The sequence below is a fragment of the Citrobacter sp. Cpo103 genome (assembly GCF_030332605.1).
GTDB lineage: Bacteria > Pseudomonadota > Gammaproteobacteria > Enterobacterales > Enterobacteriaceae > Citrobacter > Citrobacter portucalensis.
This window is the reverse complement of sequence record NZ_JAOWHO010000033.1, coordinates 1-25,611: the sequence shown is the minus strand read 5'-3', so window position 1 is coordinate 25,611 and position 25,611 is coordinate 1. Positions and strand designations below refer to the sequence as shown.

Annotated in this window: 22 protein-coding genes; 15 read left to right on the top strand and 7 right to left on the bottom strand. The window is 52.9% G+C overall.

Annotated elements, in window-relative coordinates; translation table 11 throughout:
* Positions 1-4 precede the first annotated feature (4 nt).
* From OGX89_RS15030 to OGX89_RS15020, 3 genes are all read left to right on the top strand, one after another.
* Entirely contained in the window at positions 5-868 is an 864-nt protein-coding gene (locus OGX89_RS15030; protein ID WP_193134906.1) for a Cof-type HAD-IIB family hydrolase, read from the top strand.
* On the top strand, positions 855-1,613 hold the full coding sequence (locus OGX89_RS15025; RefSeq protein ID WP_126957391.1) for a DeoR/GlpR family DNA-binding transcription regulator: 759 nt from the start codon (positions 855-857) through the stop codon (positions 1,611-1,613). Before OGX89_RS15030 ends, OGX89_RS15025 begins: the two co-directional genes overlap by 14 nt.
* Positions 1,614-1,686: 73 nt before the next feature.
* Positions 1,687-1,959: a YjbD family protein gene (locus tag OGX89_RS15020; protein WP_003826541.1), complete on the top strand. Its 273-nt coding sequence runs from the start codon at positions 1,687-1,689 to the stop codon at positions 1,957-1,959.
* Here OGX89_RS15020 and rluF read toward each other — a convergent pair.
* Positions 1,956-2,831 carry a 23S rRNA pseudouridine(2604) synthase RluF gene (rluF, locus tag OGX89_RS15015; RefSeq protein ID WP_008786901.1) on the bottom strand — a complete coding sequence of 292 codons (876 nt, stop codon included), beginning with the start codon at positions 2,829-2,831 and terminating at the stop codon, positions 1,956-1,958. The two genes, OGX89_RS15020 and rluF, sit on opposite strands and share 4 nt — an antisense overlap.
* Before the next feature lie 469 nt (positions 2,832-3,300).
* On the opposite strand from rluF, the gene OGX89_RS15010 reads away from it, so the two are divergent.
* The 10 genes from OGX89_RS15010 (at position 3,301) to pepE (ending at position 12,060) form a co-directional block, all read left to right on the top strand.
* Complete coding sequence (locus OGX89_RS15010) at positions 3,301-4,254, top strand: sugar-binding transcriptional regulator (protein WP_286560721.1); 954 nt, start codon at positions 3,301-3,303, stop codon at positions 4,252-4,254.
* Between the two features lie 70 nt (positions 4,255-4,324).
* Positions 4,325-5,131, top strand: a complete 807-nt coding sequence (locus tag OGX89_RS15005; RefSeq protein WP_008786899.1) for an SDR family oxidoreductase — start codon at positions 4,325-4,327, stop codon at positions 5,129-5,131.
* A gap of 9 nt (positions 5,132-5,140) precedes the next feature.
* Positions 5,141-5,548, top strand: coding sequence for a mannose/fructose/sorbose PTS transporter subunit IIA (locus OGX89_RS15000; RefSeq protein ID WP_126957393.1), 408 nt, complete (start codon positions 5,141-5,143; stop codon positions 5,546-5,548).
* Positions 5,548-6,042, top strand: a complete 495-nt coding sequence (locus tag OGX89_RS14995; RefSeq protein WP_003826529.1) for a PTS sugar transporter subunit IIB — start codon at positions 5,548-5,550, stop codon at positions 6,040-6,042. Before OGX89_RS15000 ends, OGX89_RS14995 begins: the two co-directional genes overlap by 1 nt.
* 65 nt (positions 6,043-6,107) lie before the next feature.
* The gene (locus tag OGX89_RS14990) at positions 6,108-6,905 is read left to right on the top strand and encodes a PTS mannose/fructose/sorbose transporter subunit IIC (RefSeq protein WP_003826527.1); all 798 of its coding nucleotides are present in this window, start codon (positions 6,108-6,110) and stop codon (positions 6,903-6,905) included.
* A gap of 11 nt (positions 6,906-6,916) precedes the next feature.
* Positions 6,917-7,741, top strand: a complete 825-nt coding sequence (locus OGX89_RS14985) for a PTS system mannose/fructose/sorbose family transporter subunit IID (RefSeq protein WP_003031641.1) — start codon at positions 6,917-6,919, stop codon at positions 7,739-7,741.
* Positions 7,742-7,809: 68 nt separating this feature from the next.
* Positions 7,810-9,033 carry an L-sorbose 1-phosphate reductase gene (sorE, locus tag OGX89_RS14980; RefSeq protein WP_126957395.1) on the top strand — a complete coding sequence of 408 codons (1,224 nt, stop codon included), beginning with the start codon at positions 7,810-7,812 and terminating at the stop codon, positions 9,031-9,033.
* 1 nt (position 9,034) lies between these two features.
* Positions 9,035-9,847: a shikimate 5-dehydrogenase gene (locus tag OGX89_RS14975; RefSeq protein WP_063941212.1), complete on the top strand. Its 813-nt coding sequence runs from the start codon at positions 9,035-9,037 to the stop codon at positions 9,845-9,847.
* Between the two features lie 488 nt (positions 9,848-10,335).
* On the top strand, positions 10,336-10,887 hold the full coding sequence (locus OGX89_RS14970) for an AAA family ATPase (protein ID WP_003826517.1): 552 nt from the start codon (positions 10,336-10,338) through the stop codon (positions 10,885-10,887).
* Between the two features lie 483 nt (positions 10,888-11,370).
* On the top strand, positions 11,371-12,060 hold the full coding sequence (gene pepE, locus OGX89_RS14965; protein ID WP_126957409.1) for a dipeptidase PepE: 690 nt from the start codon (positions 11,371-11,373) through the stop codon (positions 12,058-12,060).
* Positions 12,061-12,174: 114 nt separating this feature from the next.
* Here pepE and OGX89_RS14960 read toward each other — a convergent pair whose 3' ends face one another.
* Together OGX89_RS14960 and metH are read right to left on the bottom strand one after the other, a co-directional pair.
* Entirely contained in the window at positions 12,175-13,806 is a 1,632-nt protein-coding gene (locus OGX89_RS14960) for a Na/Pi cotransporter family protein (protein ID WP_003826514.1), read from the bottom strand.
* A 220-nt stretch (positions 13,807-14,026) separates the two neighbouring features.
* Positions 14,027-17,710 carry a methionine synthase gene (gene metH, locus OGX89_RS14955; protein WP_286560717.1) on the bottom strand — a complete coding sequence of 1,228 codons (3,684 nt, stop codon included), beginning with the start codon at positions 17,708-17,710 and terminating at the stop codon, positions 14,027-14,029.
* A 195-nt stretch (positions 17,711-17,905) separates the two neighbouring features.
* On the opposite strand from metH, the gene iclR reads away from it, so the two are divergent.
* Positions 17,906-18,730: a glyoxylate bypass operon transcriptional repressor IclR gene (gene iclR, locus OGX89_RS14950; protein ID WP_126957399.1), complete on the top strand. Its 825-nt coding sequence runs from the start codon at positions 17,906-17,908 to the stop codon at positions 18,728-18,730.
* An 85-nt stretch (positions 18,731-18,815) separates the two neighbouring features.
* On the opposite strand, the gene aceK is transcribed toward iclR, so the two are convergent.
* The 4 genes from aceK to metA all read right to left on the bottom strand — a co-directional run bounded on the left by aceK (position 18,816) and on the right by metA (position 24,835).
* Positions 18,816-20,597 (bottom strand): bifunctional isocitrate dehydrogenase kinase/phosphatase, encoded by a 1,782-nt coding sequence (aceK, locus tag OGX89_RS14945; RefSeq protein ID WP_063941205.1) that lies wholly within the window; start codon positions 20,595-20,597, stop codon positions 18,816-18,818.
* A gap of 102 nt (positions 20,598-20,699) precedes the next feature.
* Positions 20,700-22,004 (bottom strand): isocitrate lyase, encoded by a 1,305-nt coding sequence (gene aceA, locus OGX89_RS14940; RefSeq protein ID WP_126957401.1) that lies wholly within the window; start codon positions 22,002-22,004, stop codon positions 20,700-20,702.
* A gap of 31 nt (positions 22,005-22,035) precedes the next feature.
* Positions 22,036-23,637, bottom strand: coding sequence for a malate synthase A (gene aceB, locus OGX89_RS14935; RefSeq protein ID WP_032942053.1), 1,602 nt, complete (start codon positions 23,635-23,637; stop codon positions 22,036-22,038).
* Positions 23,638-23,905: 268 nt separating this feature from the next.
* Complete coding sequence (gene metA / locus OGX89_RS14930; protein ID WP_003826503.1) at positions 23,906-24,835, bottom strand: homoserine O-acetyltransferase MetA; 930 nt, start codon at positions 24,833-24,835, stop codon at positions 23,906-23,908.
* A 158-nt stretch (positions 24,836-24,993) separates the two neighbouring features.
* Between metA and OGX89_RS14925 the strand changes: the two genes are divergently transcribed.
* Entirely contained in the window at positions 24,994-25,431 is a 438-nt protein-coding gene (locus OGX89_RS14925; RefSeq protein WP_003826501.1) for an acetyltransferase, read from the top strand.
* Positions 25,432-25,611 lie beyond the last annotated feature (180 nt).

The window sequence follows — 25,611 nt, the reverse complement described above, 5'->3', positions numbered from 1 at the left end:
AAGCATGTTACTGGTCACCGATCTGGATGGAACACTACTGACTTCGCAAAAGACAATCAGTCCACGCACTCGTCAAGCACTCGTAGAATTCCACCAGCGCGGTGGCCTGTTGGCCGCCTGTTCCGCCAGACCGGTCTCCTCTATGATGCGCCTGCTACAGCAGCAGCAGGTTAATGCGCTGTTTGGCTGGTGCGCAGGCTTTAACGGAGGTCAGATCCTCGAGATGGCGCAGCAGCACAATATTCATACTGCAGCGCTCTCTTGTATGAATCTTCGGGATATTGACTGGCATATTTCGCTTTCCCTCTGTCCTCATCACTTTTTTAGCGCCGATGCTATTTATCATCGTTGCGACCAACAGATTGCGCCATGGACAACTTATGAAGCCCGTTTATTTGAATTACCACTTATTTTGGCAGCGCCTGGAAATATTTTAAATCGGCAGGATATTTATAAAATCACACTCGTTACCGAGCAGTTAAAAATAAATGCACTATGTGCAGAAGTGAATAATAAATTGCCTTATGGCTATACAGCGACTATCACTGGGGAGAATTACATTGATATCCAACGTAGCGAAATAAATAAAGGTTATGCTATTAGCATGTTAATGCACCAGCTAAATATAACAGCCGATAAAGTTGCGGCGATTGGCGACCAGCAAAACGATATCAGTATGTTTTCCGCCGCCGGCATTGGTATTGCAATGGGGAATGCGCCTGAGGTAGTAAAACGACAAGCCAGCTATGTGACGGCCTCTAATGATGATGAGGGTATTGTCTGTGCGCTGGAGTGGTTGCGTTGCTCTGCACATCCAGTTACCATGCGCCAAAGCACGACGTTGGCGGAAAATAATGAACCCGATTAAAAGAAGAAAACATATCCTCGATGAATTAAATAAATTCGGTGAAGTGACGGTTATCAAATTATCGGAAACGCTAAAAGTCACATCAGAGACCATTCGCCGCGATCTCTCCATCCTGGAGTCTGAAGGGCAAATTACCAAGATTCACGGCGGAGCCGTCAAAAAGCAGGTTGTTCAGGAAGATGAATTTGGCGCGCGGATTGATATACACCGCGAAGAAAAAATGGCAATTGGTAAACTTGCCGCCGGGATGGTCAGCGAGCACGACACTCTATTCATTGACTCCTGTACAACAAATCTTATTCTGGCCGAACAATTACCTCCTCTGGCCTACTCCGTTATTACTAACTCAGCCTTAATTGCCGATAAAATAAAAGAACATAATCTTAAAGCGCGCGTTTATGTATTAGGTGGTGAATATGACTACCATTTCCGTGCCAATCTCGGCGTCTCCGTTTGTCAGCAAATAAACACTATTCACGCAGATATCTGCTTCATCGGCGCGGGTGGTATTTCACCTCAACATGGTGTGCTGGTGAAAAGCTTCGATGAAGCCTATGTTGCCAAATCAATGATTGCTATGAGTAAAAAGTCGGTAATTCTTGCCGACCATACAAAATTTGGCCAGGACGGAGTGATGTGTATCGCCACATTAAAAGAGATCGATAACATCATCACAGACAAACGATTCGTAACAACGGGCTATACACAGCAGGACTTCGCCGGAAAATTACGTATTGCTGAATAATACAATACATGACGCTATCAGCAGGTTCTGGATTACCGTACACTGAGGATATCGGCTAACAGAGGGCACCCTTATGGCACTCCCCCGCATTACCCAAAAAGAGATGACCGAGCGCGAACAGCGTGAACTGAAAACGCTGCTCGACCGCGCGCGCATTGCGCATGGTCGGCTGCTTACCAACGCTGAAACAAACAGCATCAAGAAAGAGTACATCGATAAACTGATGGCTTTGCGCGAAGCAGAAGCTAAAAAAGCCCGCCAGTTAAAGAAAAAGCAGGCTTATAAACCGGATGCGGAAGCATCGTTTTCCTGGTCAGCAAATACGCCGACACGCGGCAGACGTTAGCGTCCCTTCTTCTTACGCCCCGGAGAGGTAAAACGCTTACCGTTTGCCGCCGGGCGCGATTTTTCTTTCTCCGCTGATTTTTCGATTTTCACCACCGGACGCTTAATGCCTGCGGTTTTTGGCTTCGCTTTCGCCTTCGGTTTGGCTTCTGAGGACGAGTTCTCAATCAGCTTGAACAGATCGATCAGTTCGTCATCTGTCAGGTCGCGCCATTCACCAAGCGGCAGACCAGACAAACCAACGTTCATGATTCGCGTACGCTCAAGCTTGGTAACTTCATAGCCAAAGTGTTCGCACATACGACGGATCTGACGGTTAAGTCCCTGAATCAGCGTAATGCGAAACACAAACGGCGCTTCTTTCTTCACCTTACATTTTTTGGTGACGGTACCGAGAATGGGCACACCGGCCCCCATCCCACGGATAAAGTCATCAGTGACCGGCTTATCGACCGTCACCAGATACTCTTTTTCGTGATCGTTACCGGCACGCAGGATTTTATTCACCAGGTCGCCGTGGTTAGTCAGAAAGATAAGTCCCTGGGAATCTTTGTCCAGACGGCCAATTGGAAACACGCGCTTGCTGTGATTCACGAAATCAACAATGTTGTCGCGTTCGCTGTCTTCCGTGGTGCTGACAATCCCTACCGGCTTGTTCAGCGCGATAAAAACCAGATCTTCCGCTTCACGCGGCTCAATCAACCGACCATTTACTTTTACGACGTCGCCAGGCATCACCTGATCGCCGATGGTGGCGCGTTTGCCATTCAGGAAGACATTCCCTTGTTCGATAAAGCGATCCGCCTCGCGACGCGAGCAGATTCCGCTTTCACTGATGTATTTATTTAATCGGATAGATGAGTCGGGCAGCATAATTTCTCCTGTATACACTTCATCCTGCAAGCTGTCTCTGCGTTGGCTACCCTCACTCACCCAGGTCACATAGCAATCTATGCTCCCGGGGGTTCGCTCCCTTGCCGCCTTGATACAACTTGAATGACTTTGTGTATTAAAAGCGAAATATACCCTACCTTGCGGACGATAAAAAATAATCGTGTTCGACTACCCACGCGCTATTTGTGATCCGTCACACCTTTTGACACAAAAGTGTCAGCGATCCATCCCTGCAATTTTGTTGAGTGAAAACAAGCAGAATCAATACATTAGAGAGGCATGCACATCTGTGCCGACAACGCACCATCACCACATCAAATGTGCAACACAATCGGTCATTTCAGGACGATGAAATAAGTGAAAATAGCTTTGAGATGGAGAACAGATGGGGTTATATCAGATCAAGAAGGCAATTTCGTGATTTGCACAAATGTGCAGGAGTCCAAAAATGGCGACGGAAAACAGCGATGATATCCGCCTGATCGTAAAAATAGCGCAGCTGTATTACGAACAGGATATGACACAAGCGCAAATAGCTCGCGAGCTGGGTATTTATCGCACCACGATCAGCCGTTTACTAAAACGTGGACGCGAGCAGGGTATCGTCACCATCGCCATTAATTACGACTACAACGAAAATCTGTGGCTGGAACAGCAGCTAAAACAGAAATTTGGCCTGAAAGAGGCGGTCGTAGTCTCCTGCGATAGCGAGCAGGAAGATGAACAACTTAATATGATGGGCGCACATGGCGCACAGTTGCTGGAACGCTTACTGGAACCTAGGGACATTATCGGGTTCTCATGGGGCCGCGCGGTACGGGGACTGGTGGAAGGATTATCTCCTGCCAGCCAGTCGCGCCAGCTGATCTGTGTGCCGATTATCGGCGGACCATCCGGCAAGCTTGAAAGCCGCTACCACGTCAATACGCTGACCTACGGCGCTGCGGCAAAGCTCAAAGGGGAATCACACCTGGCAGATTTCCCGGCACTGCTGGAAAACCCGCTGATCCGTAACGGGATCATGCAGTCACGACATTTTAAATCGATTTCTGCGTACTGGGATAATCTGGACATCGCGCTGGTCGGGATTGGATCTCCGGCGATACGTGATGGCGCCAACTGGCACGCTTTTTACGGCAGTGAAGAGAGTGATGACCTGCATGCCCGCCAGGTCGCCGGAGACATTTGCTCGCGCTTTTACGATATCAACGGTGTAACCGTAGAGACCAATATGAGTGAAAAGACGCTCTCCATCGAAACCAATAAATTAAAACAGGCGCGTTACTCCATTGGCATTGCAATGGGTGAAGAAAAATACAGTGGGATATTAGGCGCATTACGTGGGAATTATATTAACTGTTTAGTCACCAACAGCAATACCGCTGAGTTATTGTTGAAGTAAATAAATTCTAATTGGTCCTACCATAATTAAATTTATGTGGGATCCCCTTATCTGAAATCGGGAGTTAATTATGCAAACGTGGTTAAACTTGCAGGGCAAAGTCATTATTGTTACCGGTGGTGCATCCGGAATTGGTCTGGCAATTGTCGAGGAGTTATTAGCGCAAGGCGCTAATGTGCAAATGGCAGATATTCATGGCGGAGAAGGTAAATACGATAGCCATGACGGGTATCATTTTTGGCCAACGGATATTTCCAGTGCCAAAGAGGTTAATCATACGGTCGCTGAAATTATCCAACGCTACGGACGTATTGATGGGCTGGTAAATAATGCTGGCGTTAATTTTCCGCGTCTGCTGGTCGATGAAAAAGCACCCGCCGGGCAATACGAACTCAACGAAGCTGCTTTTGAAAAAATGGTTAATATCAACCAGAAAGGTGTGTTCTTAATGTCGCAGGCAGCGGCACGCCAAATGGTAAAACAGCGTAACGGCGTGATTGTGAATGTCTCTTCTGAAAGCGGACTGGAAGGTTCTGAAGGTCAAAGCTGTTACGCCGCGACCAAAGCCGCATTGAATAGCTTTACCCGTTCCTGGTCGAAAGAGTTGGGCAAACACGGCATCCGTGTAGTTGGCATTGCACCTGGCATTCTGGAAAAAACCGGACTGCGGACCCCCGAGTATGAAGAAGCGCTGGCCTGGACCCGCAACATCACCGTCGAACAGCTGCGCGAGGGCTACACCAAGAACGCGATCCCGATTGGTCGTTCAGGACGCTTAAGCGAAGTCGCTGATTTTGTTTGTTATCTTTTATCTGAGCGTGCCAGTTACATCACCGGAGTAACCACTAACATTGCGGGCGGAAAAACGCGCGGCTAAGGAGATTTTATGGTCAATGCAATCTTCTGTGCTCACGGCAAACTGGCCTGCGCCATGCTGGAATCGGTACAGATGGTCTACGGTGATGCCAACGTTGAAGCCGTGGCATTTGCCCCCGGAGAGAACGCCAGCGATATTGTGGAAAAGCTAAAAAAGTTAGTAAGTATTCACACTGGCGATGAATGGCTGATTGCCGTCGATTTGCAGTGTGGCAGTCCCTGGAATGCCGCCGCGACGCTGGCGATGCACAATCCGGCGATACGGGTCATTAGCGGGTTATCACTGCCGTTGGCGCTGGAACTGGTAGACAACCAAAGCAATATGAATGTGGATGAACTGTGCGAACACCTGACGACCATTGCTCAACAAACCTGTGTCGTCTGGAAGCATCTGGAAACGGCCGAAGAGGATTTCTGATGAACATTACCCTTGCTCGTATTGATGACCGCCTGATCCACGGTCAGGTCACCACCGTCTGGTCGAAGGTGGCGAATGCCCAACGGATTATTATCTGTAATGACGACGTTTATAACGATGAAGTACGTCGCACATTATTACGTCAGGCCGCCCCACCGGGAATAAAAGTGAACGTCGTTAATATCGAAAAGGCGGTCGCGGTTTACCATAATCCGCAATACCAGAACGAAACCGTTTTTTATCTGTTTACCCGCCCACAGGATGCATTAGCAATGGTCAAGCAAGGCGTGAAAATCGCCACGTTAAATATTGGCGGCATGGCTTGGCGACCGGGTAAAAAACAATTAACTAAAGCCGTTTCTTTAGACAGTGACGACATTAATGCGTTTCGAGAATTAGCTAAACTGGGTGTCACGCTGGATTTACGCGTCGTCGCATCCGATCCATCTATTAATATTCTCGAAAAAATAGAAGAACAATCGTTCGCTGAATAAATAAAAATGCCTGTGTTCTTATGCTTTAACAGGCAGGGATGATCACATTCACAAGGTGACATATTATGGAAATAAGTACCCTACAAATTATCGCCATATTCCTATTTTCCTGTATTGCCGGAATGGGCAGCGTGCTGGATGAGTTCCAGACCCACCGTCCGCTAATTGCTTGTACCGTTATCGGCCTGATCCTTGGTGATTTAAAAACCGGGATTATGCTCGGCGGCACGCTGGAGTTAATCGCTCTTGGTTGGATGAACGTCGGCGCAGCGCAGTCTCCCGATTCGGCGCTCGCCAGTATTATCTCCGCCATTCTGGTTATCGTCGGTCAGCAAAGCATTGCTACCGGTATCGCCATCGCCCTGCCAGTCGCGGCGGCAGGTCAGGTACTAACTGTCTTTGCCCGTACCATCACCGTGGTGTTCCAGCACGCGGCGGATAAAGCAGCCGAAGACGCCCGCTTTCGCACCATCGACATGCTGCACGTTTCCGCTCTCGGCGTACAGGCGCTGCGAGTTGCCATTCCTGCATTAATCGTCTCGCTGTTTGTCAGCGCCGATATGGTCAGCAATATGCTCAACGCCATTCCGGAATTCGTCACCCGCGGATTGCAGATTGCCGGTGGCTTTATCGTGGTGGTCGGCTACGCCATGGTGCTGCGCATGATGGGCGTGAAGTACCTGATGCCCTTCTTCTTCCTCGGGTTTATCGCTGGGGGGTATCTCGATTTGAGCCTGCTGGCTTTCGGTGGGGTTGGCGTGATTATCGCGCTGGTCTACATCCAGTTGAACCCACAGTGGCGTAAAGCCGAACCGCAGGCGCAACCCGCCTCTTCTCAAGCTCTCGATCAGCTTGATGACTAATGGAGCCAGCCATGGAACAGAAAAAACTAACCAAATCCGACCTGTTTAGCATGTTTGTTCGCTCCAACCTACAACAGGCGTCATTCAACTTTGAACGCATTCATGGGCTGGGCTTTTGCTACGACATGATCCCTGCCATCAAGCGCCTGTATCCGCTGAAAGAGGACCAGGTTGCAGCACTCAAACGCCACCTGGTGTTTTTCAACACCACGCCTGCCGTGTGCGGCCCGGTGATTGGCGTGACCGCCGCGATGGAAGAAGCTCGCGCCAATGGTGCGGAAATTGACGACGGCGCCATCAACGGCATCAAAGTTGGGCTGATGGGCCCGCTGGCCGGTGTTGGCGACCCGTTGGTCTGGGGAACATTGCGCCCGATTACCGCCGCGCTCGGCGCATCGCTGGCGCTGTCCGGAAACATTCTCGGCCCACTATTATTCTTCTTTATTTTCAATGCAGTACGTCTTGCCATGAAGTGGTACGGCTTACAGCTTGGCTTTCGTAAAGGGGTCAATATCGTCAGTGACATGGGCGGCAACCTGCTGCAGAAACTGACCGAAGGCGCATCGATTCTCGGCCTGTTTGTCATGGGGGTGTTGGTCACCAAATGGACCAGCATCAACGTGCCGCTGGTAGTATCGCAAACGCCTGGCGCAGACGGCACCACCGTCACCATGACCGTGCAGAACATTCTCGACCAACTCTGCCCCGGCCTGCTGGCGCTGGGTCTGACGCTGCTGATGGTGCGTCTGCTTAACAAGAAAATTAATCCGGTATGGCTGATCTTCGCCCTGTTTGCGCTGGGGATTATCGGTAACGCGCTGGGTTTCCTGTCCTGATTTTTTCGCTCCGGCAATGCCGGGGCAACTTCAACAAATAGTCCTCGAAAGAGGAAGAGGTGGTAACAATGCAAACAACAACAGCTTTACGCCTTTATGGTAAACGCGATCTGCGCCTGGAAACCTTCGATCTTCCTGAAATGCAGGACGATGAAATTCTGGCCTCAGTCATAACCGACAGCCTGTGCCTTTCCTCCTGGAAAGAGGCTAACCAGGGCGAGAACCACAAAAAGGTGCCGGACGATGTGGCCACCAACCCGATCATCATCGGTCACGAGTTTTGCGGCGATATTATTGCCGTGGGGAAAAAATGGCAGCATAAGTTTCAGCCCGGCCAGCGCTATGTCATTCAGGCTAACCTGCAACTGCCGGATCGCCCGGACTGCCCCGGCTACTCCTTCCCGTGGGTAGGCGGTGAAGCCACGCACGTTATCATTCCTGATGAAGTCATGGAGCAGGACTGCCTGTTGGCCTACGAAGGTGAAACCTATTTTGAAGGCTCGCTGGTTGAGCCGCTGTCCTGCGTGATTGGCGCATTCAACGCCAACTATCACCTACAGGAAGGTACTTATAACCACAAGATGGGCATTCGTCCGCAGGGGCGTACACTGATACTCGGCGGCACCGGGCCGATGGGACTACTGGCGATCGACTACGCGCTGCATGGTCCGGTTAACCCAGCGCTGCTGGTGGTGACCGACACCAATAACGACAAGCTGAGCTACGCCCGCAAGCACTATCCATCAGAACCACAAACGTTGATCCATTATCTCCACGCCCAGGATGCGAGTTATGACAGCTTGATGGCGCTGAGCGGCGGGCACGGGTTTGATGACATCTTTGTATTTGTGCCCAATGAACAGCTGGTCACGCTGGCCTCTTCTTTGCTGGCTGCGGATGGTTGCATGAACTTCTTTGCCGGTCCGCAGGATAAGCAGTTTAGCGCGCCGATTAACTTCTACGACGTGCACTATGCCTTCACCCATTATGTTGGGACATCTGGCGGCAATACCGACGACATGCGCGCGGCGGTAAAACTGATCGAAGAGAAGAAAGTTCAGGCGGCAAAAGTGGTGACGCACATTCTGGGATTGAATGCGGCAGGTGAAACAACGCTGGAACTGCCGCAAGTCGGTGGGGGTAAAAAACTGGTTTACACCGGAAAAGCATTGCCGTTAACTGCGCTCACCCAGATTGACGATCCGGCCTTGCGCGATATCCTGGAGCGTCATCAGGGGATCTGGTCGCAGGAAGCCGAACAGTACATATTGTCTCACGCCGAGGAGATTTAACATGATTAACCGCGACACCCAGTTGTGCATGTCGCTTGCCGGTCGCCCCGGCAACTTTGGCACACGCTTTCATAACTATCTGTATGAAAAGTTAGGGTTAAATTTTATCTACAAAGCCTTTACTACGCAGGATATTGAGGCCGCAGTGAAAGGCGTTCGCGCACTCGGGATTCGCGGCTGTGCGGTCTCTATGCCGTTTAAAGAGAGTTGCATGCCGTTTCTGGATGCCATCGATCCTTCCGCAAAAGTCATTGATTCCGTCAACACCATTGTCAATGACAACGGTACGCTGACAGGATTTAACACCGACTACATTGCGGTAAAAAGCCTGATTACCAGCCACCAGCTTGATAACCACGCACGCGTCATGATCCGCGGCAGCGGTGGAATGGGTAAAGCTGTCATTGCTGCATTTCGCGATGCCGGTTTTCGCGATGTGATCGTCGCCGCCCGTAACCGGGAGAGCGGTCCGGCGCTGGCAAAACAGTACGGTTTCCAGTGGCAACCGCAGCCGGAAGGGATTACCTGCGATATTCTGGTCAACGTGACGCCCGTCGGCATGGCTGGTGGTAAAGAGAGCGATGAACTGGCCTACAGCGAAGCGATAGTCGCTGCCGCCAGCGTGGTGTTTGACGTCGTCGCCCTGCCGCCGGAAACACCGGTAATCAAACTGGCACAGCAATTAGGTAAAAAGACCATCAGCGGTGCAGAGGTGATTGCCTTACAGGCCGTAGAGCAGTTCGCCATGTACACCGGCGTACGCCCGGATGACGCGCTAATCGCCGAAGCGGCAGAATTTGCGCGGGCGGGGTAAAGAAGCAGGAACAGAGCGCCAGGGATGGGCGCTCTGTCTATTTTAGGTACTATGCAACAGCGAACAGTTGCTGGTCAGCTTTCGCTTCCAACTGCGCCAGCGCGGGAATCAATTGGCTGATGTTGACCAGACTGTGTCCTAACTGGCATATGCTCTCATACGCAAAATGTTCCTGACCTTCCCCCCCCCCATGGTCAGCAGGCTTTCGCCCATAAAATTCAGCGTCTGGTACAACCCTGCCAGCGCCTCTTCACAGCCAAACGATAGCGCCAGATTTTCTTCAGTAGTGAGATGGCTACAATCAAGATGGCGGAACGCCTCGGCGAGTGAGAAATAAAGTAGATCGGCCTGTGAAATGAGAGAATAGCGGACATTAAAATGGGGATAAAACGTAGTTAGTCATGCCATCAGCAGGTAATATGACGATACGCAAAAAGTACGCCATCAATTGCTAAATCATCGCGTCCAAGAAGGTTTGGGAGAGTTCAATGTCTTCAGCGTTTCAGCATCGATTCATTCTGACTGGTGGCCCAGGGTCAGGCAAAAGCACGATAATTGATACGATTATAAAACGAGGGTTTTGGTGTTCTAAAGAAGCTGGAAGAGGTGTGATCCAAGACCAGGTTAACATCGGCGGCGATGCATTACCGTGGGCCAACCAGACTGCATTTGCAGATCTGATGCTATCCTGGGAAATGCGTTCGTGGCATGAAGCGGAAGGGCATACACAACCCTGCTTCTTTGATCGTGGTGTTCCTGATGTTGTAGGTTATTTACGTCTTTCTGAACTTACCATACCGAGGCATCTGGAAAACGCCATCGAGAAATTTCGCTATAACCGAATCGTATTTATTGCACCACCCTGGCGTGAAATATATGTACAGGACACAGAGCGCAAACAATCTTTCGATGTTGCCATCGCGACATATCACGCAATGGTAAAAACATACCGTATGTATGACTATCAGTTGATTGAATTACCATGTGTTTCTGTAGAAGAGCGAGTGGATTTTATTCTTTCCAGGATAAAACCCTGCTAAGACGGCAACTACGTGTAGTGGTGAATCACCATGCATGAATCTGTCATATTCTAGTGGACATATAGCTTCCGCGCCTGGCACAAAGCCCCCCTATCCCATGTTATCGTTTCTCGTATCAACCGCAGCATCCTGAAAAACTACGTATTATTGCGAGGCGCTTTCCTGTTTCCTCCTGCCAGCATTTCCCCTTGCTCCCCCGTTTTTCGTTTGGCGAATGGTTTAGCTGGTGATGTTAAACCTGTTGAAGAATGCTCGCACGTTCACTGGATTATCAGGAGGTCTTCCGCCATGAATAAACTGACTCAGTACGATCCCGCGACTGCGCTGGTTGATGATGAAGGTACTCGGCATTGAATTGACACTTAAAAAATAGCCTCAGCTTCTATCTCCCCCTTCCAACATCGTGAGCCATATCAGTAAGGCGTTAGCCTGATAGTGGTAGCATTAGCGCGGTTTGTAATTTTCTGATTACATGGAGAAATGATGGAACTGCTTTTATTGAGTAACTCGACGCTGCCGGGCAAAGGCTGGATGGAACATGCGCTGCCGCTGATTGCTGAACAACTGAATGGTCGCCGTACGGCGGTGTTTATTCCGTTCGCTGGCGTGACGCAAACCTGGGATGAGTACACGGCGAAAACGGCAGCCATCTTTGCGCCAATGGGCGTCAAAGTTACGGGTATTCATACCGTTGCCGACCCGATTGCCGCTATTGAAAACGCAGAGCTGGTGATTGTCGGCGGGGGTAATACCTTCCAGTTACTGAAAGAAAGCCGCGAACGCGGACTGCTGGTGCCGATTGTGGATGTCGTCAAACGCGGTGCGCTGTACATTGGCTGGAGCGCAGGTTCCAACCTCGCCTGCCAGACCATCCGCACCACCAACGACATGCCGATTGTTGATCCAAAAGGCTTTGATGCGCTCGGTCTGTTCCCGCTGCAAATTAACCCACACTTCACCAACGCGCTGCCGGAAGGCCACAAAGGCGAAACGCGTGAACAGCGTATCCGCGAGCTGCTGGTTGTGGCACCAGAGCTGACGGTGATTGGCTTGCCGGAAGGTAACTGGATCAAAGTGAGTAACGGTCAATCCGTGCTTGGCGGCCCGAACACCACGTATATCTTCAAAGCGGGTGAAGAGGCGGCTGCCGTTGAAGCAGGCCACTGCTTTTAGTTGATTTATTGTCTGATGCCGGATGCGGCTTCGCCTTATCCGGCCTACAAAGTAAACGACAACATTGCCGGATGGCGGCATAAATGCCTTATCCGGCCTACCGCTTCACCTCACTCAAAAATCATCCCGCCCATCGTCTTCATCCGGCTGTTCCAGCACGCTGTAAGCCACGGAGCAAAACAGCGAGTTCAGACGCTGCATATCGCCCAACAGCGCCAGGTGCAACGAGCTGGTCTCGATGCTCTGCACGTTCTGCTGATGCAGACGGTCAACGTGCGCATGCGAATAACGACGATTGAGAATACGGAAGCGGTGCTTGCTGCGGCGCAGACGACGGGCACTGGTCACATCTCCTGAGAAGAACACCGACATCGCCAGCTGCAGATTGCTGAGCAACTGATCGTAGAGCGCATCCAGTTCTTTCAGCCCTTCGACAGAGAATGCCCGGCGGGCGGCCAGCGACTTATCGGCTATCTCGCTGCCCATACGTTCGACAATATCGGAAGCCTGCTCAAGGTTGAGCGACATTTCGATAATCTCCGCCCAACGGCGCGATTCCTCTTCCGCCAGCTCATCCTTTGGCATCCGCGCCAGATAGAGCTTAATTGCCGTGTACAGCACGTTAATGTCGTCCGCCATCCTGCGCAGCTCTTTTTCTTCACGCGGCTCGCCATGCATCACCTTCTTCAGCCCGTCCATCATCTGCTCCATCGCGTCGCCGATACGCAGGGCTTCACGGGCGGCATTGGCCAGAGCGAGCGTCGGCGTATCCAGCGCGCTGACGTCCAGATGTTTGGGTTTAAGATGTGCATCCAGCTCCGGCTCATCGCGGATGATGCGCTTACAAAAACGCGCCATCGGTTCGGCGAACGGCACCATCGCCACGCAGCGCACCAGGTTGTAGAAGACGTGGAAGTAGATAACCAGTTCAGATTTCGGCAGCGGCAGTTCATCCATCAGATTGGCCAGCGGATGAACAAACGGCAGGATAATCAGGCTCCCCACCAGCTTAAACAGCAGGCTACCGAGCGCCACACGACGTGCTGCGGCGTTAGCGGCGCTGTTATTCAACATCGCCAGCAGGCCGGACCCGAGGTTGGCACCAATCACCAGACACAACGCCACCGGGAACGAGATAATACCTGCCGCGGTCAGCGTGGCCGTCAGCAGCACCGCCGCCAGGCTGGAGTAACTGATAATCGCAAACATGGCGCCAATCAGCGCATCGAGCATAATATCGCCGGTGAGCGAGGCAAAAATAACCTGTACACCATTAGCCTGGGTGATCGGCGTTACCGCCTGCACAATCAGCTCCAGCGCCAGCAAAATCAACCCCAGTCCAATACCAACCCGCCCCAGTTGCCCCACGCGGGACTGCTTACGACCGAGAAAGAAGATCACGCCGATAAAAATCAGCAGTGGCGACAGCCAGGAGAGATCGAAGGTCAGGATACGCGCCATCAGCGCGGTCCCCACGTCGGCGCCGAGCACTATGACCAGCGCAGGGGTGAGCGCCACGAGATCTTGTGCAACAAACGAGGTCACCAGCATGGTGGTGGCGTTGCTACTTTGCACCAGCGCCGTTACGCCGATACCTGCACAAAAGGCGAGCGGCTTCTTTTCAACGCTACGGCTGAGCACGGTACGCAAGCGGGCGCCAAAGACGCGCATCACGCCGGTACGCACAATATGCGTACCCCAAACCAGCATCGCAACGGCAGAAAGCAGGTGTAACAGAGTTAACACGGAATCAGGTTCTCCTTATTTTTATGGTTTTTTGAGGCTCATTTGCCTGATGGCGCTGCGCTTATCAGGCCTACAAATCATCCCTATGTAGGCCGGATAAGGCGTTTACGCCGCCATCCGGCAACGGCCCCCTTTCAGTATAAGGGTTTAAACGTAATAAAGAGACAGGGCACTCATTGAGCGCCCTGTTTGTTGTAAAGAAAGATGACAGTTTTGTGAATCAGTCGGCGTCATAGCCGAGGTTCGGCGCTAACCAGCGCTCCACTTCTGCCACGCTCATGCCTTTACGGAAGGCATAATCTTCAACCTGATCGCGCTGGATTTGCGCCACGGCGTAGTACTTGCTGTCCGGATGACTGAAATACCAGCCGGAGACCGACGCGCCTGGCCACATGGCGAAAGATTCGGTGAGTTTCATCCCGGTGTGCGCTTCCACATCCAGCAGCTCCCAGATGGTGGCTTTTTCGGTGTGTTCCGGACACGCCGGATAACCCGGTGCCGGGCGAATCCCCTGGTAGTTTTCGCGGATTAGCTCCTCGTTACTGAGATTCTCATTCGCCGCATAGCCCCAGTAGACTTTACGCACGCGCTCATGCAGATATTCTGCGAACGCTTCCGCCAGACGGTCAGCGATCGCTTTCACCATGATCTTGTTGTAGTCGTCATGCTGGGCTTCGAAGGCATCCGCCAGCGCATCTTCCTCCAGACCACCGGTCACCGCGAAAGCACCGATGTAATCCGCTTTGCCGCTCAGTTTCGGCGCAACAAAGTCAGACAGGCAGTAGTTGGCGAAACCGACTTTTTCCGTCTGCTGGCGCAGATGATGACTCACGTTGATGACGTGCGTACGCGTCTCGTCACGGTAGATCTCGATGTCGTCACCCACGCGGTTTGCCGGGAATAACCCCACTACGCCGCGCGGATTCAGGGTCTTCTCGGTGCTGAGTTTATCCAGCATGTCGTTAGCGTCTTTGAACAGGCGCTTCGCCTCTTCTCCTACCACCTCATCTTCAAGAATGCGCGGATATTTCCCGGCCAGCGACCAGGTCATAAAGAACGGCGTCCAGTCGATGTAATTGCGCAGAGTTTCGATGCTGGCTTCCACTTCCTGCACGCCCAGACGGTGCGCCACCGGCGGGGTATAGTTTTCCCAGTCGAAGGCCAGATCGTTGTCGCGGGCAGCCTGTAACGTTACTGGCGGGGTACGCGGTTTCTTACGCGCATGCTGGATACGCACGGTTTCGTACTCTTTACGCGTACGGGCGACAAAGTCATCGCGCTGGGTGTCAGAGAGCAGCGCAGCCACCACGCCAACGGTACGCGAGGCGTTCTGCACGTACACCGTCGAGCCGCTGTAGTTCTGCTCAATTTTCACCGCCGTGTGCGCTTTTGAGGTGGTCGCACCGCCAATCAGCAGCGGAATAGTGAATCCCTGACGCTCCATTTCTTTCGCCACGTTGACCATTTCGTCCAGCGACGGGGTAATCAGCCCGGAAAGGCCTATCAAGTCGGCATTCACTTCACGCGCCGTTCTGAGGATTTTCTCCGCTGGCACCATCACGCCAAGATCGACGATTTCGTAGTTGTTACATTGCAGCACCACGCCAACAATGTTTTTGCCGATATCGTGCACATCGCCCTTCACGGTCGCGATGACCATTTTACCGTTGCTGGAGCCTTTCTCTTTGCTGGCCTCAATGTACGGTTCGAGGTACGCCACCGCCTGCTTCATCACGCGGGCGGACTTCACCACCTGCGGCAGGAACATTTTGCCTTCGCCGAACAGATCGCCAACGACGTTCATGCCGTCCATCAGCGGTCCTTCAATAACTTCGATCGGACGCGCTGCCTGCTGGCGCGCTTCCTCAGTATCCAGCTCAATAAACTCGGTAATGCCTTTCACCAGCGAGTATTCGAGGCGTTTTTTCACGTCCCAGGTCCGCCATTCCGCCATCTGGGCATTCGCCGTGTCGTCAGTTTTGCTGCCGCGATATTTCTCTGCCAGCTCCAGCAGTCGTTCGGTGCCATCGTCACGACGGTTGAGGATCACATCTTCAACCGCATCGCGCAGCTCGGCGGGCAGGTCGTCATAAATTGCCAGCTGTCCGGCGTTGACGATCCCCATGTCCATGCCGTTGCGAATGGCGTAGTAGAGGAATACCGCGTGAATGGCTTCACGTACCGGATCGTTGCCACGGAACGAGAATGAAACGTTAGAAACGCCGCCGGAGATCAGCGCGTGCGGCAGTTCGCGTTTGATGTCTTCACACGCGCCGATAAAGTCCTGCGCGTAGTTGTTGTGCTCATCAATACCGGTCGCGACAGCAAAGATGTTCGGGTCGAAGATGATGTCTTCCGGCGGGAAGCCCACCTCTTCGGTAAGAATTTTGTACGCCCGACGGCAGATTTCGATTTTACGTGCGCGGGTGTCGGCCTGCCCTTGCTCGTCAAAGGCCATCACCACCACCGCGGCACCGTAGCGACGCAGCAGCTTCGCATGATGGATAAAGGTCTCAACCCCCTCTTTCATCGAGATGGAGTTAACGATGCCTTTACCCTGAATGCACTTCAGGCCTTTCTCGATGACGTCCCATTTCGAGGAGTCGATCATAATCGGCACGCGGGCGATATCCGGCTCACCGGCGATCAGGTTGAGGAAACGCACCATTGCCGCTTCGGCATCGAGCATCCCCTCATCCATGTTGATATCGATGATCTGCGCGCCGCTTTCCACCTGCTGACGGGCGACGTCCAGCGCTTCGCTGTATTTCTCTTCTTTGATCAGGCGTTTAAACTTCGCCGAACCGGTGACGTTGGTACGCTCGCCGACGTTCACAAACAGGCTGTCGTCGCCGATGTTCAGCGGCTCAAGGCCGGAAAGGCGGCAGGCAACCGGGATTTCCGGCAAGCGGCGCGGCGGTAAGCCATCCACCGCGCGGCTCATGGCGGCGATATGTTCCGGCGTGGTGCCGCAGCAGCCGCCGACGATATTCAGGAAACCGGCCTCAGCCCACTCGCGAATCTGGGTCGCCATGGTATCGGCGTCGAGATCGTATTCACCAAAGGCGTTCGGCAGACCGGCGTTCGGGTGCGCAGTCACATAGCATTCGGCAATGCGTGACAGTTCCTGCACGTACTGGCGCAGCTCGTCCGGACCTAACGCGCAGTTCAGACCGAAGGTCAGCGCATCGGCGTGGCGCAGGGAGTTGTAGAATGCTTCGGTAGTCTGGCCGGAAAGCGTACGGCCGGAAGCGTCGGTGATGGTGCCGGAGAGCATAATCGGCAGCTCAACGCCCAGCGCTTCGAATTCAGTTTTAACCGCGAAAATAGCGGCTTTGGCGTTCAGAGTATCGAAGACGGTTTCAATCAGGATCAGGTCACTGCCGCCTTCCACCAGCGCTTTGGTGGATTCACGGTAGGCGTCCACCAACTGATCAAAGGTAATGTTGCGGTAAGCCGGGTCGTTAACATCAGGCGAGATAGACGCCGTACGGTTCGTTGGGCCGAGCACGCCCGCGACGTAGCGCGGTTTTTCCGGCGTGCGCGCCGTCCATTCGTCAGCCGCCGCACGCGCCAGTTTGGCTGCCGCAAAGTTGATTTCCGCCGACAGGGATTCCATCTGGTAATCCGCCATGGCGATAGTCGTCGAGTTAAAGGTGTTGGTTTCGATGATATCCGCGCCCGCCTCAAAGTAGGCGTTATGGATGGCGGCAATCACCTCCGGTTTGCTGAGCACCAACAGGTCGTTGTTACCTTTCAGATCGCACGGCCAGTCGGCAAAGCGTTCGCCGCGGAAATCCTCTTCGCTCAGACGATATCCCTGGATCATGGTGCCCATACCGCCGTCCAGCACCAGAATACGTTCATTTAACTGCTGACGTAATTGTTCTACTTTGCTGCTCACACTCGCTCCCGACAACGCTCAACCAGACCGAAAAAAACTCAACAGGCCATACTGGCACAAACCTGAGAGGCGGAAAAGAGAACAACGGCCAACATGAGACATGTTCAGCTTCACTCATCCGATCAGTACAGGAATTCTTGCATTATAATTGAATAAAACGAAAATGATTTCCACGATACAGAAAAGGAGTCTGCCATGGTAGCCACTGTCCCCGCGAAACGCGGTAGAAAACCCGCCGCCGCTACTGCACCTGCAACCGGGCAGGTTCAGTCTCTGACCCGCGGCCTGAAGCTGCTGGAGTGGATTGCGGAATCGAACGGCAGCGTGGCGCTGACCGAGCTGGCGCAGCAGGCTGGCCTGCCAAACTCCACGACTCACCGTTTGCTGACCACCATGCAGCAGCAGGGTTTTGTCCGTCAGGTGGGTGAATTAGGCCACTGGGCCGTAGGTGCGCATGCGTTCATCGTCGGCAGCAGCTTTTTGCAAAGCCGTAATCTGCTGGCGATTGTGCATCCGATCCTGCGCAAGCTGATGGAAGATTCCGGTGAGACGGTAAACCTGGCCGTGCTGGATCAAAGCGATCATCAGGCCATTATTATCGACCAGGTGCAGTGCAACCAACTGATGCGCATGTCCGCGCCTATCGGCGGCAAGCTGCCGATGCACGCCTCCGGTGCGGGTAAGGCGTTTTTATCCCAACTGAGCGAAGAACAAGTGACTGGCCTGCTGCACCGCAAAGGCCTGCATGCTTATACACACGCCACGCTGGTGTCGCCAGTGCATCTGAAAGAGGATTTGGCCCAGACGCGCAAGCGCGGCTATTCCTTTGATGATGAGGAACATGCGCTGGGTCTGCGCTGCGTGGCGTCGTGCATTTATGACGAGCACCGCGAGCCGTTCGCTGCGATTTCCATTTCCGGACCCATTTCGCGTATTACCGACGATCGCGTGACCGAGTTTGGCGCCATGGCGATCAAAGCGGCGAAAGAAGTAACGCTGGCGTACGGCGGATTTCGCTAAGATGGGTTGCCGGGTGGCAGCTACGCCTTACCCGGCCTGCTATCTAAGGTTAGGGCAGATTTGTAGGCCTGATAAGCGTAGCGCATCAGGCACGGCGCACATTGCCGGATGGCGGCGCAAGTGCCTTATCCGGCCTACGGTCGGTTTCATAACGCACGCTGAACCGCTGCCGACGCCGGTAGGCGTAAACATCTTCCACGTGACCGTTTTTGATGCGCGTCTGTAGGCCGCGCCAGTAGTCAGCGCTGAACAGGTCAGCGTGCATCTCTTCAAATAGCGGCCCTATACGCGGGTCGGCACATAGCCAGTGACGAAATTCTTCCGGGAAGACATCTCCCGGCGATACGCTGTACCACGGCTCAGCGCTCATCTCATCTTCCGGGTAGCGTGGCGGCGGGATATGGCGGAAATTCACCTCAGTCATGTAGCAGATTTCATCGTAATCGTAGAACACCACACGCCCGTGACGGGTCACGCCGAAGTTCTTAAATAGCATATCGCCGGGGAAAATATTGGCGGCGGCCAGCTGACGAATGGCGTTGCCATACTCTTCAATGGCATCGCGCAGTTGCTGACCTTCGACCTGCTCCAGCCAGATATTCAGCGGCACCATCCGTCGTTCAATATACAGATGGCGAATGACAATCTGATCGCCGAGATCGGTAATTTTTTCCGGGGCTTCCTGCAATAACAGCGCCATCAGCGCCGGATCGATTTGCCGTTTCTCCAGCACAAAATTCTCGAATTCCTGGGTGTCAGCCATCCGCCCAACACGATCGTGTTCTTTAACCAGTTGATAGCAGGCGCGGACGTGGGCGGCAGACATCTCTTTTTGCGGGGCAAATTTGTCTTTGATGATTTTAAACACCCGGTCAAAACCCGGCAGCGTAAACACCAACATCACCATGCCGCGGATCCCAGGCGCTTCAATAAATTGCTCATCGCAATGGGCAAGATAGAGCAGATATTCGCGGTAACTTTCGGTCTTCGCGTGTTTCTGACAGCCAATCGCCATGTACAGTTCGGCGGTGGTTTTACCGGGCAGGATCTCGCGCAGCCACTCCACCAGCGCCGCGGGCAAAGGAGCGTAAACCATAAAATAGGAGCGGGCGAAGCCAAACACAATGCTCGCCTCCGCCGTCGTGGTCAGACAGGTATCGACAAACAATTCGCCTTCATCAGTCCGGTGGATTGGCAGTAAAAATGGTAGCGTTCCCGAATGAGTAATCAACTTACCGACCAGCCAGGCGGCCTTGTTGCGATAAAACAGTTCGTTTGCCACCTGTAAATGGCAGCCCGACAACACATCCGCTCCCAGGGTTTCGGTCAGGTGTTCGATGATGTAGTGGATATCACGATGTTTGTTCTGCCACGGCAGACGCAGGGGCAGATCGCTAAGGACGCGCGTCAGCAGCCACTCCCAGCCGGTATCCGGAAAAAAGTCTTTCGCCAGCGGACGTGGGATCGTGCGAAAACGGCGCTCTGGCTGAGAACTGAAAATAAACAGCCGCTCGGGAGTCAGCGAGCGGTGGTCAAATAACCGACAGTAAACGGAGTTAAAGAAACTCTCCGCAATCTCGAAGCGCGGGTAATCCGGCAGTAGCCGGGTGTAATGCTCTTTCACGCGAAGTAAAAAATCCGCGTCGGTACTTTTGCCGTCAGTAATGCAGCGCAACTGCTCCACCACCAGACCCACGTGATGATCGTAAAGGTGAATACGGCTTTTCATCGCCTGTTGAACCGCATGCCAGTCAGCATGTTCAAAACGCTGCTGCGCGCCGGAGGTGACTTCCAGAAAACGCCCGTACTGGGCGTCGAAACCTTGCAAGATAGTCTGAGCAATCAGTAATTCCAGGCCACGCGTCATCAATGTCTCCCATCCGGCACAACGTCATGCCGGATGGCGCGTTCGCTTATCCGGCCTACATCCCTTCGTAGGCCCGGTAAGCGCAGCGCCACCGGGCATTAATCAAAACTGCGATTCTTCGGTCGAGCCGGTCAGCGCGGTCACCGAGGAAGCTCCGCCCTGAATGATGGTGGTGACTTTATCGAAGTAACCTGTGCCCACTTCCTGCTGATGGGAGACGAAGGTGTAACCGTCTTTAGCTGCCGCAAATTCTGGCTGCTGAACCTTCTCAACATAGTGGCGCATGCCTTCACCCTGCGCATAGGAGTGCGCGAGGTCGAACATGTTGAACCACATGCTGTGGATACCCGCCAGGGTAATGAACTGGTATTTGTAACCCATATCCGACAGCTGCTGCTGGAAGCTGGCGATGGTTTTGTCATCCAGGTTTTTCTGCCAGTTAAACGACGGCGAACAGTTGTAAGCCAGCAGTTTGCCAGGGTATTTCGCATGGATCGCATCGGCAAATCGCTTCGCCAGCTCAAGGTCCGGCGTGGAGGTTTCACACCACACCAGATCCGCATACGGTGCGTAGGCCAGGCCACGACTGATCGCCTGCTCAATACCCGCATGCGTACGGTAGAACCCTTCGTTGGTACGTTCGCCAGTGATGAACTCGCTGTCGTATGGGTCGCAATCAGACGTAATCAGATCGGCTGCGTCAGCATCGGTACGTGCAATCACCAGCGTCGGCACACCCATGACGTCGGCTGCCAGACGGGCGGCCACCAGTTTCTGGATAGCTTCCTGAGTCGGAACCAGCACTTTGCCGCCCATGTGACCACATTTTTTCACCGATGCGAGCTGATCTTCGAAGTGAACGGCCGCTGCACCAGCCTCAATCATCGATTTCATCAGTTCAAACGCGTTCAGTACGCCGCCAAACCCTGCTTCCGCATCGGCAACGATCGGCAGGAAGTAATCGACATAGCGAGGATCGTTCGGCTCAATACCGGTTGACCATTGGATCTGATCGGCACGACGGAATGTGTTGTTGATCCGATCCACCACCGCCGGGACGGAGTTCGCCGGATACAGCGATTGGTCCGGGTACATGCTGGATGCCAGGTTGGCATCTGCCGCCACCTGCCAGCCTGAAAGGTAGACCGCTTCAATACCGGCTTTCGCCTGCTGCAGCGCCTGACCGCCGGTCAGCGCGCCGAGGCTGTTGATATAACCTTTCTTCGATTCGCCGTGCAGCAGACGCCACATTTTCGCCGCGCCAAGCTGCGCCAGCGTGCATTCCGGGTTGACCGAGCCACGTAATTTCACCACTTCCTCCGCGCTATATGGACGGGTGATGCCTTCCCAGCGCGGTTGAGTCCATTCTTTCTGTAATTCTTCGATTTGTTGAGTACGGGTTTTCATGTGCAGATGCTCCATATTGTTATGTGGTGAATTACGCCAGCAGGCGGTAGCCTGGCAGGGTCAAGAAATCGATCAGTTCATCAGAGGTAGTGATTTGCTCCATCAGGCGCGCGGCATCGTCAAAACGCCCGCTGCTGTAGCGGTGTTCGCCCAGCTCGTCCTGAATCACCAGCATCTCTTCGGCCAGCATCTGACGGAACAGCGGTTTGGTAACCGGCTTGCCGTTGCTGAGCGTCTTCTCGTGGTGGATCCACTGCCAGATGGAGGTACGGGAGATTTCGGCGGTGGCCGCGTCTTCCATCAGACCGTAAATCGGTACGCAGCCGTTACCGGAGATCCACGCTTCGATGTACTGCACCGCGACACGGATATTGGCGCGCATGCCTTCTTCAGTACGCTCACCTTCACAAGGTGCCAGCAGTTGCTCTGCGGTAATCGGGGCATCTTCTTCACGGGTCACGAACAGCTGATTTTTGTTTTCACCGAGTACGTCGTTGAACACCGCCATAGCGGTATCGGCCAGTCCCGGATGGGCAATCCATGTGCCGTCATGACCGTTATTCGCTTCCAGTGCTTTGTCCGCTTTTACCTTGGTCAAAACCTGGTTGTTACGTTCCGCATCTTTGCTGGGAATGAACGCTGCCATGCCGCCCATCGCGAATGCGCCACGTTTATGACAGGTTTTAATCAGCAGACGCGAATAGGCGCTGAGGAATGGTTTATCCATCGTCACCACCTGACGGTCCGGCAGCACGCGATCCGGGTGGTTCTTCAGTGTTTTGATATAGCTAAAAATGTAGTCCCAACGACCGCAGTTCAGACCCACAATGTGGTCACGCAGGGCGTGCAGAATTTCGTCCATCTGGAAGACGGCAGGCAGCGTTTCAATCAGCAGGGTCGCTTTAATGGTGCCGCGCGGCAGGTTAAAGCGGTCCTCTGCATAGCTGAACACTTCGCTCCACCATGCCGCTTCTTGCCAGGCCTGCGTTTTTGGCAGATAGAAATAAGGGCCGCTGCCTTTCGCCAGCAACGTTTTGTAGTTGTGGAAGAAATAGAGGGCAAAGTCGAACAGGCTGCCCGGGATAGATTCGCCACGCCAGGTGACGTGTTTTTCCGGCAGATGCAGACCACGAACGCGACATACCAACAGAGCCGGATTAGGCTTGAGTTGATAAATTTTACCCGCTTCGTTGGTGTAGCTAATGGTGCCATTGACCGCATCGCGCAGGTTGATCTGCCCGTCGATAACTTTGCTCCACTCAGGAGCCAGTGAATCTTCGAAGTCAGCCATAAAGACTTTGACGTTCGCGTTCAGCGCGTTGATGACCATCTTGCGCTCAACGGGTCCGGTGATCTCTACGCGGCGATCCAGTAAATCATCAGGAATTCCGCGAATTTTCCAGTTACCTTCACGAATGGAAGCTGTTTCCGAAATAAAATCAGGCAACTTACCGTCATCAATATCCTGCTGCTGCTGGATACGTGCAGCCAGAAGTTTATTCCGTTTTGGCGTAAATCTTGTCACCAGTTCAGTCAGAAACTCCACAGCTTCAGCGGTCAGAATTTGCTGTTCCTGTTCGCCACGCGGCCTGGTAAAGACCAGTTCATCGGTTGTCGTTGCCTGTTGATTCATTGCGTAGTTCCTCGTCATTGATCCAAACACATCCCCAATGCGAACGAAGGATCGTTGTGCGCTTTTCGTTCAGCACAACTAAGACTACTCATTTAAATTTCAAAATCAAAAACAATTTCCATTTTTAATTTAATTATCAATTAACCTATTGATAACAATATAAATAAAATTTAATTACACGATGAGGTGCGTTTCGGAAATAAAAAAGGCACCCGAGGGTGCCTGATTCAATATGCTGAAACGCTTAAGGATCGTCTGCTACAGAAGATTAATCCAGCGTTGGATTCATGTGACGCAGATCATATGGCGTGATCTGGTAGACGTAATAGTTGAGCCAGTTGGTAAACAACAAATTACCGTGGCTACGCCAGGTTGCCCGCGGTTTGTTTTGCGGGTCATCTTTCGGGAAATAGTTATAGGGTACTTCCGGCGATAAGCCCGCTTCGACGTCACGAAAATATTCGCTGCCGAGTGTATGGTCGTCATACTCAGGATGACCCGTCACGAAGGCGATACGTTTGTCTTTGCTGGCAAACAGGTAGGCATCTCCCTCTTCGGTTTCAGCAAAGATCTCGAGATCGGTGTAGTCGCGAATAAGCGCTGCAGGGAAATCAGCATAGCGGGAATGCGGGGCCAGGAACGCATCATCGAATCCACGCGTCAGAAGCGCATGAGGGTGCAGAATATGGTGCTCATAGACGCCTGAGAGTTTGTCCGTGCGGGTTTGCTTGGGAATTCCGTACAGGATATTCAACGCGGCCTGCACCGCCCAACAGACAAATAGCGTCGAGGTAACGTGATCTTTGGCCCATTCAAGCACTTGCTTAATCTGCGGCCAGTAAGCCACATCATTAAATTCAACCAGGCCCAACGGCGCGCCGGTCACGATCAACCCGTCAAAGTTCTGATCGCAGATATCCTCGAAATTACAGTAGAAGTTATTCAGATGCTCCGTTGGGGTGTTGCGTGACTCGCGGGCATCGATGCGCAATAGCTGAACATCAACCTGCAGCGGTGAGTTAGACAGTAAGCGCAGGAACTGGTTTTCCGTTTCAATCTTCTTGGGCATCAGGTTGAGGATGAGCACCTTCAGTGGACGAATTTCCTGACCGGAAGCGCGGGATGTCGTCATCACGAAGACGTTTTCCTCACGCAAAAAATTGACGGCGGGTAGCTCGTCCTGCACGCGAATTGGCATAACCTGATAACCTCACAACATACGTTTAAACGTTTAGACATCCAGATAGCTGAAGATACCCAGGAATCATGCGAATGTCGAGCCTGCATCCTCAAGTTGAGAAAGTTTCACGGCTCCTTGCTGTAGAATAGTGCAGTAAAGAAAAAAAGGAGAATGCTATGAACCTTACCATTCGTCGTTCGCGTCAGGACGAAGGAGATAAGTTAGTTTCTATTTGGTGTCGCTCAGTAGATGCCACGCACCATTTCCTCTCTGCGGATTATCGGATTGAGCTGGAGGAGCTGGTACGTTCATTTTTACCAGAAGCCCCTCTGTGGGTTGCAGTGACAGAACAGGATGAGCCCGTCGCCTTTATGCTCCTGACCGACCAGCATATAGATGCTTTGTTTGTCGATCCGGATGTGCGTGGTAGTGGCGTTGGTAAACTGCTGATTGAACATGCTTTATCAATGAGTTCAACGCTAACAACCAATGTTAACGAGCAGAATGAGCAGGCGGTTGGATTCTATAAGAAGATGGGATTTAGCGTGACGGGACGTACAGAGGTGGACGATCTCGGACGACCGTACCCGTTACTCAACCTCGTACGAGGGTAGCAGGACTAGCTTTTGTAGGCCGGATAAGGCGATACGCCGCATCCGGCAGTGTGCAGACGTGTTGCCTGATGCGCTGCGCTTATCAGGCCTACAAAATACGTTCAGCCCAGCCCCTGCAGGCCGGATAAGGCGGCACGCCGCATCCGGCGGTTTTCATCCCGCACAGACGCAAAAAAGCCC